The sequence below is a fragment of the Roseibium sp. HPY-6 genome, from assembly GCF_040530035.1.
Classification (GTDB): domain Bacteria; phylum Pseudomonadota; class Alphaproteobacteria; order Rhizobiales; family Stappiaceae; genus Roseibium.
On sequence record NZ_JBEWCD010000002.1, the window covers coordinates 2,060,193 to 2,074,385 of the forward strand.

The 14,193-nt window shown below is 51.6% G+C and carries 10 protein-coding genes and 1 tRNA gene; 5 read left to right on the forward strand and 6 right to left on the reverse strand.

The genetic code is table 11. The features are described 5' to 3' along the window. The first annotated feature begins 31 nt into the window (after positions 1-31). Positions 32-121: transfer RNA gene (locus ABVF61_RS20725), tRNA-Ser, on the forward strand. Between the two features lie 79 nt (positions 122-200). Then, a complete protein-coding gene (locus ABVF61_RS20730; protein WP_353995431.1) occupies positions 201-1,847 on the forward strand; it encodes a DUF6538 domain-containing protein in 1,647 nt (548 codons plus the stop codon). A gap of 29 nt (positions 1,848-1,876) precedes the next feature. Here the strand turns inward: ABVF61_RS20730 and ABVF61_RS20735 are convergent, their stop codons facing one another. From ABVF61_RS20735 to ABVF61_RS20760, 6 genes are all read right to left on the reverse strand, one after another. Further along, complete coding sequence (locus ABVF61_RS20735) at positions 1,877-2,413, reverse strand: hypothetical protein (protein WP_353995432.1); 537 nt, start codon at positions 2,411-2,413, stop codon at positions 1,877-1,879. Next, entirely contained in the window at positions 2,410-2,865 is a 456-nt protein-coding gene (rpsF, locus tag ABVF61_RS20740; protein ID WP_353995433.1) for a 30S ribosomal protein S6, read from the reverse strand. Before rpsF ends, ABVF61_RS20735 begins: the two co-directional genes overlap by 4 nt. A 146-nt stretch (positions 2,866-3,011) precedes the next feature. After that, positions 3,012-4,625, reverse strand: a complete 1,614-nt coding sequence (locus tag ABVF61_RS20745) for a type I restriction-modification system subunit M (protein WP_353995434.1) — start codon at positions 4,623-4,625, stop codon at positions 3,012-3,014. Further along, positions 4,622-5,707, reverse strand: coding sequence for an AAA family ATPase (locus ABVF61_RS20750; RefSeq protein WP_353995435.1), 1,086 nt, complete (start codon positions 5,705-5,707; stop codon positions 4,622-4,624). Before ABVF61_RS20750 ends, ABVF61_RS20745 begins: the two co-directional genes overlap by 4 nt. After that, positions 5,704-6,969: a restriction endonuclease subunit S gene (locus ABVF61_RS20755; RefSeq protein ID WP_353995436.1), complete on the reverse strand. Its 1,266-nt coding sequence runs from the start codon at positions 6,967-6,969 to the stop codon at positions 5,704-5,706. Before ABVF61_RS20755 ends, ABVF61_RS20750 begins: the two co-directional genes overlap by 4 nt. Positions 6,970-6,982: 13 nt before the next feature. Further along, positions 6,983-10,033, reverse strand: coding sequence for a type I restriction endonuclease subunit R (locus ABVF61_RS20760; protein ID WP_353995437.1), 3,051 nt, complete (start codon positions 10,031-10,033; stop codon positions 6,983-6,985). 227 nt (positions 10,034-10,260) lie between these two features. On the opposite strand from ABVF61_RS20760, the gene ABVF61_RS20765 reads away from it, so the two are divergent. The 3 genes from ABVF61_RS20765 to ABVF61_RS20775 all read left to right on the forward strand — a co-directional run bounded on the left by ABVF61_RS20765 (position 10,261) and on the right by ABVF61_RS20775 (position 14,184). After that, positions 10,261-11,172 carry a DUF3102 domain-containing protein gene (locus ABVF61_RS20765; RefSeq protein WP_353995438.1) on the forward strand — a complete coding sequence of 304 codons (912 nt, stop codon included), beginning with the start codon at positions 10,261-10,263 and terminating at the stop codon, positions 11,170-11,172. Positions 11,173-12,029: 857 nt separating this feature from the next. Then, the gene (locus tag ABVF61_RS20770) at positions 12,030-13,535 is read left to right on the forward strand and encodes a rep family protein (RefSeq protein ID WP_353995439.1); all 1,506 of its coding nucleotides are present in this window, start codon (positions 12,030-12,032) and stop codon (positions 13,533-13,535) included. 241 nt (positions 13,536-13,776) lie between these two features. Continuing rightward, the gene (locus ABVF61_RS20775; protein WP_353995440.1) at positions 13,777-14,184 is read left to right on the forward strand and encodes a hypothetical protein; all 408 of its coding nucleotides are present in this window, start codon (positions 13,777-13,779) and stop codon (positions 14,182-14,184) included. Positions 14,185-14,193 lie beyond the last annotated feature (9 nt).

A 14,193-nucleotide genomic window follows, 5' to 3' on the forward strand; every position in this document is an offset into this window, starting at 1 on the left:
CCAAGGTTTACAGCACTAAACGGAATGAGCCGGAGAGGTGGCCGAGTGGTCGAAGGCGCTCCCCTGCTAAGGGAGTAGGCGGGCAACCGTCTCGAGGGTTCGAATCCCTTCCTCTCCGCCACTCATAAGTTATTGATTTTATTGAATTTGACGTCTTTCTGGGCGGGTTTGTACCCACATTTGTACCCGGGAATTCGTTAATGCGGTACCTCACCCAACGCTCAAGTGGCTTTCGCTTCCAGATCCGGATTCCCTGTGATCTTGAAAGCATTTATGGCAAAACACCCATTCGGATTTCACTCGGCCCGATTCCCGCTATCAAGGCTAGACGTCTTAGCAGGCTCTTGGCTGGGCGGGTCGAAGTCGCGTTTTCTAAATCTCGTTTGCGGGGAACTATGAGCCGTTCCGACAGTCCAGATACCGATCCGCGTGATCAAATAATTGTAGAGCTACAGGACATGCTCTTAGCGGCGATTTCGGACGGTGAGACTATTCAGGCGCAATTGGAAGAAAAGCACAGGCTTGAGCTCAAGACGCTTAAGCTAAGAATGCTGACCGACGAGTTAACTAACCAAAAGGCGATGACCGAGCGCATGAACCTTGTCGGTGAAAAGATAAGGTCGCTCGCGGAAACCGCTAAGGAAGTGGTCAAGTCTCAGCAGGACGGCGCGACTACGGCTTCGGCATCATCGTCAATAAAAGAAATGGCTCTACAGATCCAACAAATGCAATCATTGCTTGCTCAAACCCTAAGCGGAGGGCCGCCGAAGCCGCTGCTGTCCGAAGTTTTGGAAAGATGGAAAAAGGCGAAGCTAAAGCAAGATGTCGCTGCGAAGAACGTGAACGGGCAGATCAATCGAATACGGAATTTCATTGATTTTTGCGGTGATCGACCGTTGAACAAGTACAAATTCCTAGATTTTCAGGAATACGCCAACCTACTGGTTCACGTTCCGGCGAACTGGAGTCGGCGTCCGGAGATGCGCGATGGAACTTTGCAAGAGGCCGCTGACTACAACAATGGACTTCCGCCCAAGCGAAGGCATGTAACATTTACCGAAACCACAATTTCCGAAAAGTACCTGAGCCCGCTCAAGAGCATATTCCGGGATATGGCAGGCCAGCATGATTTTCCAAATCCGTTTGTTGGTGTCGCAGTGCGCATTTCTACCGAAGCTCGAGAATCTGTTGAACGACAACCCCTTTCCACTGATGAGTTGAACATTTGGTTCCGAAGCGCAGCTCGGGAAAAACGTCCGGACCTGAAATGGCTGCCATTGCTCGCAACACTGACAGGTGCTCGTCTCGCCGAACTGGTGTTTCTCCAAGGCAAAGACATAATTGAAGTGACGCCCGGTCGCTGGGCGGCGGACTTGACGAAGCCCTTGGAAAATGAAGAGGGAGAGGAAGAGGAACGCAAAACCAAGAACCGGGGGAGCAAGCGTCTGTTTGCGCTCCACAGCGCGCTCATTGAAGTCGGGTTCATGCGCTATGTCGCAACGCGTCGTGATGAGGAATGGCTATTTCCACACGCACATGGAGTGGGGAAAGAATTAGTCGAACATCCGGCGGACGCCGCATCGAAGAGATTGAACCGTCGGCTGAAGAAAGCAGGAATCCACAAGCCCTATGAAGTCACGTTTCATTCGACCCGACATTCCGCCAAAGACATTTTCCGTGATGGCAACGTGCCTGAACACACGCACGATATGCAGACGGGACACGTCACAAAGACCGTCGCGCGCGGTTATGGTGCCAAGAAGCTCAGGAATATGGACGTCGAATTGATATCGGCTCTTCCGCTTCCTGAAGGGCTTGATCTGTCACCCTACCTCGAACTGGAATGAAAGATTGGAGAGCTGTACCAGTAGTTCTCTTATTTCTCAGGCCACCAAAATTCGCTCGGTGGGTATCTCGCGTTGATCACGTCTTGCGTTTGATCTACAAGCACTGAGTCCGCCGGTTTGTCTTCTTTAGGTTCTAAGCCGCCTCTAATTTGTCGGAGCGCAGAGAAAACCTTTTGGTCGGACTGTTCTATTTTTTTTGTTGATTTTATTTTGTTTACAATATCTTTCAGGATATGGGCGATGCTGGCATATGTGCCTTGGATGGACGAGAGACGCTCTAGGTCATCTTCAAGTTTTAAATACGGCTTTGCGACGCCAAGCATCAAGGCCATTCCTGCTAAGAAACCGAAAACAATTTGGCCAACTTGGACACCAAGGAACGAATAGTTCCACAGACCGAAACCCGCTACACCAGATCCGGCGGCAAACAGGGCCAAAAAAATGTCGATGCTACGGATTCGTTTACGTGTTTTTGAAATTCTTTGCGAATAATATTCTTTGTTCAGTTCGCTTGTTCTAAATTCATCGTAAATGATAGCAACTTGGTCTTTGAGATTGTCCATCACTTAGGCCTCGGCCATGGTTTATTTGGATCTACGCTAGTACCACTATCAGATTCTACCTTAGATTGGTTAACACTTTTTGCGCGTCGTTCTCCCCGATCTCCACGGTCGCCAACTCGACGCTCGTCTCGGTCGCGCTTTTGCATCATTGGGGAGGGCTCGTCGTCAAGCTCCTCAACCCGAAATGTCATAAAGCGGAGGACGTCTTCATTTAAACCCATCTGCCGCTCCATCTCTGCTACCGCAGAGTGAGGTGCGTCTAGGTTCATTAGAGTATAGTGGGCTTTGCGATTTTTTTTGATTCTATACGCTAGCGTGCGCAGGCCCCAGTTCTCAACTTTTCCGACTTTGCCGCCTTGAGCCTTTATTATGGTCTTGTATTGTTCGACCAACTTTTCGACCTCTTGGGTCGACACGTCTTGGCGAGCTAGAAAAACGTGTTCATAAAGCGGCATTTTTTTCTCTAAAAATAAAATCTGATGTCAGAACCGGCGCAAAGACTATTTAATTTGTTGAGATTACTCAAGATTGTTTTGTTATAAAATTAATTCTCTAGGTTGGTCTACTTGGCAATTGAAGCAGGGGAGTTACGGAGTATCCATCACGGTAATTGTGGCAGCCCAAGCTCGCTAAGACATGCGTTATGGGCTTGTTTTGCCGTGCTGATTTTCTCTTCGATTTGGACGAGTTTGGCATTGGTGTCTTCGAGATCAATCTGTCTCTCGGCCTCGGCAATGCTGACGTATCTGGCGATGTTGAGATTGAAGCCTTTTTCCTCAATCTCGTCCATTTCGACCCGTCGCGAATAGCGGTCTTTCTCTTTGCGGAACTGATACGTTTCGACGATGTCCCGAATATGGTCCGTGGTCAGCTGGTTCTGACGTTTTCCCTTCTTGAAGCGGTCTGGTCCCGTTGCGTTGATAAACAAGACGTCGTCGAATTTCTTGCACTTCTTCAGAACGAGGATGCATACAGGAATGCCTGTCGAGAAAAAAAGATTTGCAGGTAGACCGATGACGGTGTCGATGTGGCCATCCTTCAAGAGCTTGGTTCTGATCCTTTCCTCAGCCCCACCCCGGAACAAGACACCGTGCGGCAGGATGATTGCCATCGTGCCTTCGTCTTTCAGATAGTGGAAGCCATGCAGCAGAAACGCGAAATCCGCCGCTGACTTTGGGGCAAGACCGTAGTTCTTATATCTGGCGTCTTCACCAAGTGCTTCCGAAGGATCCCAGCGATAGCTGAAAGGTGGATTTGCGACCACGGCATCAAAGCGCGGCATCTTGGCCGGATTTAGTTCGCGGAGCATGTCCCATTCGTTGGTCAGGGTGTCGCCGTGGAAAATCTCGAACTCGGTGTCCTTGACGCCATGCAAGAGCATGTTCATTCGGGCCAAGTTGTAGGTGGTAATGTTACGTTCCTGGCCGTAGATCTTGCCAATGCCTCGCGGCCCGAGCTGATTCCGCACGTTCAGCAACAGAGAGCCAGAACCACATGCAAAATCGAATACATTGTCGATATGATCTTTCTTGCCTAGCGCAGGATCCTGGCTGTCAAGGGCTACGATCTGCGACAGGATGCTGGATACATGCTGCGGGGTATAGAACTCGCCAGCTTTTTTCCCGGAACCGGCAGCGAATTCACCGATCAGATATTCATAAGCGTCGCCCAACGTGTCGTTATCCGTCGAGAAGCCAACAAGCCCCTTAGCGATTTCCTTGATGATACTGCAAAGCTTTGTGTTGCGTTCTGTGTAACCTTTGCCGAGCTTTTCCGAATCCAAATTTATCTCGGAAAACAGACCGTGGAATGTGCTGGAGAAGGATTCGTTCTCGATGAATTTGAAACCCGCCTTCAGCGTACTGAGCAGGTCATTATCTCCCACCCGCGCCAATTCGGCGATGCTGGTCCAAAGGTGCTCCGGCTTGATGACATAGTGCGTTTTGCGACGCATCTGCGCCTCGAAGGCGTTGACGTCTTCTTCGTTTTTTTCGTACCAAGCGGCCAGCGGTGTACGGCGGTCGTCTTCTTCCAGCTCAGGATAATCGCGGCCAAGCTCCCGTTGCGCGGCAGCCTGATAGTTGTCGGACAAATAGCGAAGGAATAGAAAGGACAGCATGTAGTCGCGGAAGTCATCTGCGTTCATCGCCCCACGTAGCGTATTAGCAATGTTCCAGAGGGTTTTACCCAGTTCTTGCTGTTCTTGGTCAGTCATTGCGTTTGCTCTTTTTGTTTGATCATGTCTGGCAACTCGAAACGATAGCGATCGAGGAACAGCTTGAATATGTCTTTGAATAGGTCTTTGTTGTCGCCGACCATCTCTCGTGGCTCGTAGATCGAGTACTTGCCGTGGCTGAGCAAGTTAAGCGCCCGGCTGTATAGGGCTTCATCTTCGATACCGCGGATACAGGCGGAGAAATCCTTGTAGCCAAAAAAGGTAGCGGTCTTTTCGAGGATGCTGCGCATCATGTTGAAATGGTGCGTATAAAGCTGGTCGCTCTCTACGGCTATCTGCAACTCGCTTAGCATAGCGACATGGTGAAAGAACGGGGTCTCATCAGTACTACGTAGGGTATGCAACTCGGCACCCTGAGGGCGGTGGTAGAAATAGGCCTTGTGCTTGGTCTTTTTGAACTCGTTCCACATGACGTTGAAGAACAGGCCATGATGCGTTGAGATCACAGCTTTGGCGCGCTCGCGCCCAGATTTCAGAAGCTGCGCGAGGTCACTGGCGACGGCAATCGCGTTGTTGTCATCGAGGGAGGAAATTGGGTCATCAACATAGATGTGCTCAACCCATTTGTAGGCCTCGTGATCGTCAAGGACGAGTTGGCAAATCGCTAGGTAAACGCACCAGACAAAAATGTTTTGCTCGCCGCGCGAGACTTTGATGTTCTCAGTCGCATCACGGTAGAAGATCACACGCCAGTTTTCATAATCGATCCGGAAGTTGAAGCTGGCATAGCGTTCAAGAAAGCTGAAAATCCGTTCTTCCAAGTCGAGTGACTGAAAATCTTCGAAGAAGGCAGAAGCATTATTGATGTTCAAGTAGCGATTTTCGTCACCATCCAGATCATTGTCCCACACGAACAAGTCTTCGGTGAAGGCATTGAAATAGAGCGTGTCGCGCTTACCCTTTTTCTTGGCCACGTCCTTGAACGCCATCGATAGACGGGTTTTGCCCGTGCCGTTATAGGCAAAAAGTAGCACAAAACTGTGATCGTTTAGATCATCCCGTATGCGAGTGACGAGCTTGTCGGTGGATTTGTACTCGTAAAGCTTTGGTTTGTTGCTCATCCCGTCACCTCTTCGAGCGTGGGGAAAAGCTGTTGCAGTAGGCCAAGTTTATGTTTTTTGAGTATTGAAGTACGGAGTTCTTGCTGGCTCAGGGCGTCATCGAGCGATGCTAAGCAATCAGAAATCTGCCTTTGCTCGTCGGGCTCAGGCAGAAATATCTTCAAGCTCAAAACGTCTTCACGTGACAGGCCTGGAATCAAATTCCCTGAAGCCATTGCCACAAAATCAGAGCGCTTGGTCTGTAGAAAATAATATAGAAACAGATCTTCACATGATTGCGCACGCACCGCCATCAGCTGACGGCCCAACGCGACTTCCGGCAATGAAAGGTACCAAAGTTCACCCACCCCACTTCCCTTGACAGTTATTAGGACGTCTCTGTTTTCTGCCACTTTTGTGGTTTTGTCTGTCCATTTCGTTACTAGGCCGACATCATTGGTAAAATCTGACGGCCCCGTAAAATAAGGTACGGCTCCAATTTCTGAATACGCATCAGGTGAGAGGTGTGCACCTGAAAGCAGGCTAATTACTTGAGAAAGAGTGGTCTCTCGCCATGAAGCGGCTTCGGCGAACTTTGCAAAGCGCAATTTTGGCAGACCCTGGCCATCGTCGGGAAAGAGCTGTTGCAAAAGACCTTGCTTCTGCTGCCGAAGTACGCTGAGTTTTTCGAGCTCAGCGTCGATTAGTTTATCGAGAGTGTTTAATCCCGAGGCAACAGCCTTTTGTTCATCAAGCGCTCTTGGACCGTCCGGTAGCGGAATTGGCATAGCAAACAAATCATCGTTATTGATTTGTAGCGAACCATGGGCCCGCGCACCTACTGTGAGAAAGTTCTGAAGCCACAGGCCATGATGGTTACGCGAGAATAAATGTTTTAGAAAATCCGGCAGGACAAACAACTCATCAGCGCGAAAACATGTAAAAATACTGTTTGGAACCGCTGCGTTGTCATAGTCTGTATTCAAAGCTATCTGGCCTTGTGGAAACTCCTTCGTTGCACTTTTGTTGTATGCAAAGTCATTGACTTTTATGGAAAAGTAATTGCTGCGCGCGGCACCTGCGATTTCGCGGCCAAACTTTTCTTCTTGCGACACCAAGCCAACTCCACTGGTGACACTTAAGAGAGTTGCTTCACGATCACCGATTCTGTTCGTGACTAATGCTGCGAGATCGCCTAACGGTTTAACCACCCAGCTTCCTTGTTCCGAAAACTCCGGAAATCTGAGTTTTGGCAAAAGACTGGACTGATTTGTCTGGCTCATTTCACCTTCTGCCTTATTGTTCATACGCCCCGAGGCCCGAAATCTCACGCCCGTGAGCGCGTTTTTGAAGCAACGGGATAAGATCTTCCATCAAGGCCAGCTCTTTTTGGGTTCGCGCCTTCCATCCCAAGTCTAGCGGAGCTAAAAGGTCGCTTAGTATCTCACCTTCAAAGATCATCCGCCGCAGGATGTCCTCGACAAACGTTTGCAATTCCGCGACGTCCAACTCGTGCTTTTTCGCTATAGCCGAAAGCGCCACGGCATTCTTGTTGGCCTTGAAGTTCTCGAACCCGTCGCGGATAGCTTTTTCGCTGAGGCCCTCACCAACGGTAAGCGTGTCGATGTAGGCGGCAATCTCTTCGCGATCGTCGAGGAACTTTGCGTCTGATTGGATCAATCCAATCAACTGCGCGCGTGTCATATTCAGCTTGCCCGGCTGCTGCTGCGAGTAATCGGCAATCAGGCTCATGATGTAGTCGTAGTCGATCACCGCCGAGGCAAAGAGCACGAATTCGAAGTCGAGTTGATCTACGTCCTCGCTGGTCTTTTCCGGCCCTTTATCCTGCTGGCTTTTCAGCCGCTGAGCCGTGTCTAAATATACGCCGCGGAACCCCTGAAGCTGTTCTTTGGGCATGAGGTCTCCGATGGCCGCTTTGTCTTCGGCCGACAGATCGGTGTATTGGTCCAGCTGCGTGTTTATGCGTTGGACTTCCTTGAAAAGGTTGATGAACTGGCTGCGCGCCGCGTCTCCCTTGAGATTGGCGACTTCTTCCGGCGCACAGGACAGGCCTTGCGACTGCATGAAGTCGTCGAGGGTCTTCACAGCCGTCTTCAGCTTGTCGATGGCGACGGGTGCCGTGTCGGCTAGCCAGATCTCCTTGGGCGGCTTGCTGGACTCACCGGAAAACAATGTGATGGCATCATTGACCGCGGTCTGCTGCTGTCGGAAGTCAAGGATGTTGCCATAGGGCTTGGTATCGTTCAGCACTCGGTTGGTGCGGGAAAACGCCTGGATCAGTCCGTGGTGCTTGAGGTTCTTGTCGACGTAGAGGGTATTCAGGTACTTGGAATCGAAACCCGTAAGCAGCATGTCGACGACAATCGTGACGTCTATTTTTTCTTTGTGGGGAAGGTCCTGGTTCGGAAACTGCTGGTCTTTGATCCGCTTCTGGACGTCCTGATAATACAGGTCGAACTCGTTGATGCTGTGATTTGTCCCAAAGCGTCCGTTGTAATCCGCGATGATGCCCTTCAACGCATCCTTCTTTTTGTTCGGCTCGACGGCGTTGTCCGCCTTTTCTTGAGGCAGATCTTCCTGGAGTTGCCTAACATCCTTGCTGCCTTCGGCGGGTGGCGAGAACACGGCCGCAACGTTCAATGGCACGAAATCGGGATCGGCGGCTTTGCGCTCTGCTTGAATCGAGTTGAATAAGCCATGGTACTCGATGGCGTCGTTGATCGAGGCGGTCGCCAGAACGGAATTGAAGCGGCGGTTCGCAGTCACCGCGTCGTGTTTATCAAGGATGGTTTCAACCACCTTACGCTTCTGAAATGTGTCACCAGCGGCCTTCGCGCCTTTCCCTTCTGGTTTGAAATAGTCGACGTGGAACCGCAAGACATTCCGGTCTTCAATGGCGTGCGTGATCGTGTAGGCGTGCAGTTGTTGCTGGAAGATGTCGTCGGTGGTGACATATGACGCCTGCTCACCCTCAATTTGCTGGTACGATGCGTTGTCTTCGAAGATAGGTGTTCCGGTGAAGCCGAAAAGCTGTGCGTTGGGGAAGAACTCCTTGATCGCCCGATGGTTTTCGCCGAACTGTGAGCGATGGCACTCATCGAAAATGAACACGATGCGCTTGCCGCTCAGTGGTTCCAACCGCTCCTTGTAGTTCTTCTTGTTGGTACCATCGAGAGCCAACCCGAGTTTCTGGATCGTCGTGACGATCACTTTGTCCGCAATGTCGTCCGAAAGCAGGCGGCGAACGAGTGTTTCCGTATTGGTGTTTTCCTCCACGCAGCCTTCCTGAAAGCGATTGAACTCCTCCCGAGTCTGGCGGTCGAGATCCTTACGATCCACAACGAACAAACACTTCTCAATTTCAGGATTGTCTTTCAATAGCGTCGATGCCTTGAAAGACGTCAAAGTCTTTCCGCTACCAGTGGTGTGCCAGATGTATCCGTTTCCAGTGTTTTGATGAATGCTGTCGACAATCGCCTTAACCGCATAGATCTGGTACGGACGCATCATCATCAGCTTCTGCTCGCTCGCCACCAGAACCATATAGCGACTGATCATCTGGCCAAGAGTGCATTTAGCCAGGAATTTCTCGGCGAACGTCTCCAGGTGAGTAATCTTCTTGTTGTCTTCGCTCGCAAATTGGTAAAGCGGCAGAAATCGCTCATCTGCATTGAAGCTGAAGTGGCGGCTATTGTTGTTCGCAAAATACCAAGTGTCGTTGCGGTTGCTGACAATGAACATTTGCAGGAAGCACAAAAGCGTCTTGCTATAAGAATTTCCGGGATCGTTTTTATAGTCGACGATCTGCTGCATGGCCCGGCGGGGACTAATCGTGAGCGTCTTGAGTTCAACCTGAACAACGGGCACGCCATTAATCAGAAGAACCGCATCATATCGGTGATGGCTATTGTCTGTGTTGATGCGGAGCTGGTTGGTTACTTCAAAAGTATTTTTGCACCAATCCTTTGTGTTCACCAAGGTGTAGTCCAGCGGCGTTCCGTCATCCCGTTCGAACGTATTCTTTTCTCTAAGCGTTCGAGCAGCGTTGTACACGTCTGGTGTAACGATCTCTTCGAGTAGTCGATCGAACTCACCATCGGTCAAATTCACCCGATTCAAGTCTTGAAAGTGCTTTCGGAAGTTGTCTTCGAGCGAAAAACGATCGCGAATGTCCTCGCGATAAATGTACTTTAAATCTTTCAGCTTCTCGATCAACTCGAGCTCTATCTGATTTTCCGATGTAGCCACAGAGGCGCCTCGTACTTGGCTTGAATGCGATTCCCTATCAAGTATCACCTTGTTACCAAGTGCTTCAAAGATCCGCATCCCTTTTTGCTTCCTATCCGAGTAAGCCAGAGTGCTGTACACGCGCGACTGCCGGGCGTGTGTTTCAACGTTCTAGCTCTGAGCAAGAAAACCGTTCTCTACTGGTCTTGGGTTCTGTGCGCCAAAAAGGGACCAAGTGGTTGGCGGGTGCAAATCCCCAATCATTGGGGATTTGAGAACCTTATTCGCGTAAATGGCGTGTAGTTTTTGATTTCGGGTGACACCTCATGAGAAAAATCTCGCACACCAAAAAGAACGCAGGCGAGGGTGCTGTTAGTTTCAATTACGATCCTATTCCAGAGGAGCTTGGGAAACAGCTGCAAGCCGATGCCCGGGAAATTCGCAAGGGCCTAATGAGGGCTGCGATCTCTTTCATGGAAGTCGGGAAACGCTTGGCGAATTGTCGGATGAAACTTCCGCATGGCGCCTGGATACCGTGGTTGCAGACAGAAACGGGGCTATCGGAGCAATCGGCACGTGACGCCATAAATGTTTATCTCAGGTTCCGTGAAGAACCATTGTTTTTGGAAGAACTTGGTCTAGCTCTGCCGCAAACAGCGCTCGTACGTCTTGCTACAGCACCGGATCCGGCATTTGAGGATGTTCGGCAATGTCTCGCGAACGGTCAGCAACTTCGAGTGTCAGACGTCAGCGAAATCATTACGCGACATCGCAGGTCAATAAACTTGGAAACCGATGGGTCGGTCGCACAAAAAAACGTCAGTTCTAGCGGGAAATCCGCTATCGATGACCTTCGTTCTATGGCGAACCAAGCGAGAGAAGAACTTCTTCCGTTGGTTGTTGAGCGTCTCGAGGAATTCCTCAATCTGATCGAAGACGCCCAAGCTAAAAAGCCGAGCAAAAAGAGTCTGGAAACCCAAATGCGTGTTCGTGCTCAATGGCTTACAGACGCCTTAGAGCAGCTTACCCAGAAGCGAGCTGTCTCTGATGCGAAACTGATCCACGTTACACTACTCGACCGTCAGCATCACAAGCCCGGTCCTTGGGCCGACGTCACAAGTTTTTTTCGCGAGATAGCGCATTCCTTGGCATGGGAAGCGATCAAATCGTCTGACATTCCCGCTTTACTTCAGAGAGGCAGAACCGCATTGCTTGCTATTCTCGCTCGAGAGGCTTGATTACGTTTTGATGTGGAAAGGCTCTCAAGTAGAAACGTGCTAGTGACCCGAGTCCCTCTATCAGCAAGCTTTCTTGCGTCAGTACAGATGGGAAAAACCCGTCGCAGTGCGACGGGCTTCCGTATTGTTCACGGTCATCGGCGTCCCCGCCTGTGCCGTAATATGATGCTGTCACGCCGGCCGAAGAGACACAAGGACTTCCGGTTGTTCTAAAAATATCCCGGGGGTAGGCAAGCGAAGTGCGCCATAGGGGGCTGGCCCCCTAGTGAGGCAGCTTAAGTCAAACTTCAGAGTGATTTCCAGTGCTGGATTTTCGGCAAATTGTGACCGTGCCGATAAATCAATCTTCACACCTCAATCAGCTCAGCGCGTTAAAATGAAACGCTACATCTCAAAATGGTCGGCTTGACGATGAAGGAAATTTCGCCGGCGATTTGACCTAATCTCAGCCGATAGACACGCTTGAAAGATAACCCCCGGCTCAATCGCGGCTGGAACCGCTCACCGGGGGTATCAATCAGAGCGGGTTTTATGATCGAACTTCTGGATATGCCAGTCAACCGACGCCAGGTTGGCGATTGAGATCCGGGCTTGGATACGCCAGTTCCAAGCCGACGTCGAAATCTACCCCCTCAGTCAAAAATATTGACAAACCTAGATCTGGTCTGGGTTCTTCGTCAGTTCGCACCAGTTCAGCAGCAAAACAACTGCCGAACAGACAACTAACTTCGAATTTGCTTACAGCAAATTCTGCCGGCCGAATTGTTGCTAGGCCGAGCTCGGCCAAACCGAATCCAGCCGACCCGAACCGTCGCTATTCCCACGACCAGATAAGCCATCAGAACGTGGGCTGGGCGATGAAACCCGGCCAGTGGGCAGAGAGGCAGAAGACGAAAAGGGTGCTGCGTCAGCAGACAGAGGCCCTGGCAAAGCTTCTCGAAGAGGCCGGTGAGAAATCCCGCCTGGATACGATGATGACGTTCTTGACGTCTGTCACGGACGTCAGGACCGATCATGTAGCCTTCAGGCCGACAATGTTCCTGCCTGAAATCGCCGCGCGCGATCGCCGGCCGATGCTGAATGCACTCGAATATTATCTGGAAGAAATCCACGAAGCTCCGGCCCATGTCCGGTATGGCGTGGTGACCGGAGGCGAGCTGGTCGAAGCCATGGAAAAAGATGCATTGCGGGCAGCAATGCAGAAGATGAGCCGAAAGATCTCAAGGATCGCAAATCTCGCAAAGAAGAAATTCGATGTTGAATTTTTGTTCCGGGGCGGTGAGTTCACACGCGCCACGGCGGCCGAGCGGCACGCCGCTTCCGGAACAATGAAAAAGCTCGCTGAAACGCGGCCGGATCTCGTTCTTTATCATCCGCATCAGAATTTCCTCTATCGGCCCAGGACGAAAATGTCCGCTGAAAAATGGGCGGAATTCCTCGCTTGGATGAGTAAAAGATTCGGATCGCATTGGAGCGATAACGGACCGATCCGGGACATCCGTGAGATCGTGAAATATGTTTGCAAGCCCTCAGACCTCCTCGAAGGCGACAAGCCGATCGATGCCGCTGAAGCCAGGTGGCTATTCAATGAGCTGACGAAGCTCCGCCAAATGGCCCCGCTTGGACCTTTCAAGACCTGGTACAAACAGCTCCGCAAAGAAAATCTGAAGGTTGTCCGCCGTCATGCCGGCGATGTTTCCGAGCTTGTGATCGCTCAGAAATCGACGCGACTTGATCATTCCGACGATGGTGACGTTGCCTCGACGATCGATCAAGACGCTTCGGAGCGATCCGAGGCGAATGAAAAACGTGACGATACGAAGAAGGAATTCATCGGCGAGGCCGAGAATATTTTTCTGGGCGTCACGCTGCCGCAGCACAGTGCGACGCCATGGGCGGAGCCGGTTTTGTTGATCCACAATTACAATCCCCGACCGGTCTCCCAGTCGTCGCTAGATCGACTTCAAGAGATCCGACACGAGCAAGCTTACTGGAAAGAGCAGTGGGACAAGAAGGGCGCTCCAGCGCCTGAAACTGCCCTCCTGATCGCCCAGGAATGGGAGCAGGCCGGAAAGGCCTCAAACGTCGTCGCCTTCGCTCCTGAAGCTCTTGAAGATCGCACAGAAGCGCTCCTGGCGGCCGACGCGGAGCGGCGGAACCTTAGAGTTCACAAAAGTAGCGTAACTGTCCCAGACCACGGAACTTCAACTCGTGAAATTCCACCCGATCCGCCCCCTGAAAAGGTTCCTGTGTTCCATCTTGGGGAGGGAGACGACATCATCAAGGCAGTGGAGGAAGCTCTGGGCATTAAGAAATCTGATGCCAACGCCCGGATTGCGCCCGTGATTGACATCTGGGGCTGATCAATACCCGGAATACCTGTGTTTGGAAGGATGTGTCGTCGTTAAAGCCGCCGGCGAAACCGACAGATTTTGTCTCTGCCGGATGCCGCGGCATCCTTATGAATACGCCCTTTGTGAGGGCAGCCAGCCGTGACCGATATCCGCGCCCTCCGGCGCTTCATCGATCAGCTGGTCAGGGAGGGTAAACCCCTCCCGTGAACCCACCCCACGATCCTTCTGGATCGCCGAATGCGGAGACGTCATGCCGGGTCAACGAGGCAGCGAGATACGGCCGAAAACGGCCCAAGTGCTCGTGCGTATGGCGCCCGAGCTCGCCAGGAGTGTACGTCGCGCGGCCGAACAGGCCGGACTGTCGGACGCTGCCTGGCTCCGTGATCTTGCCGTCAAAAATCTTGGTGTCGATCCCGACCTCGCCGCCCCGACGTCACGGGCTGTCGTACCGCCCGCGGATCTTGAGGGGATCAGCAGGCTGACGGCTTCGGTCGCCAGACTGAACGGAGCCGTGGTGCAGCTCCAGGTCGCTTTCCGGGAGTTCGGAGCGGCTGGCCTCCATGCGGAAGGGGAGCGCGTGCTCGCCGATCTCCGGTCGATCCAGCCGAGCCTGGTCGATGCAGCCCTGATGGTGCGTGATGCTGTCCGGCGGCACTAGAGGATGCGG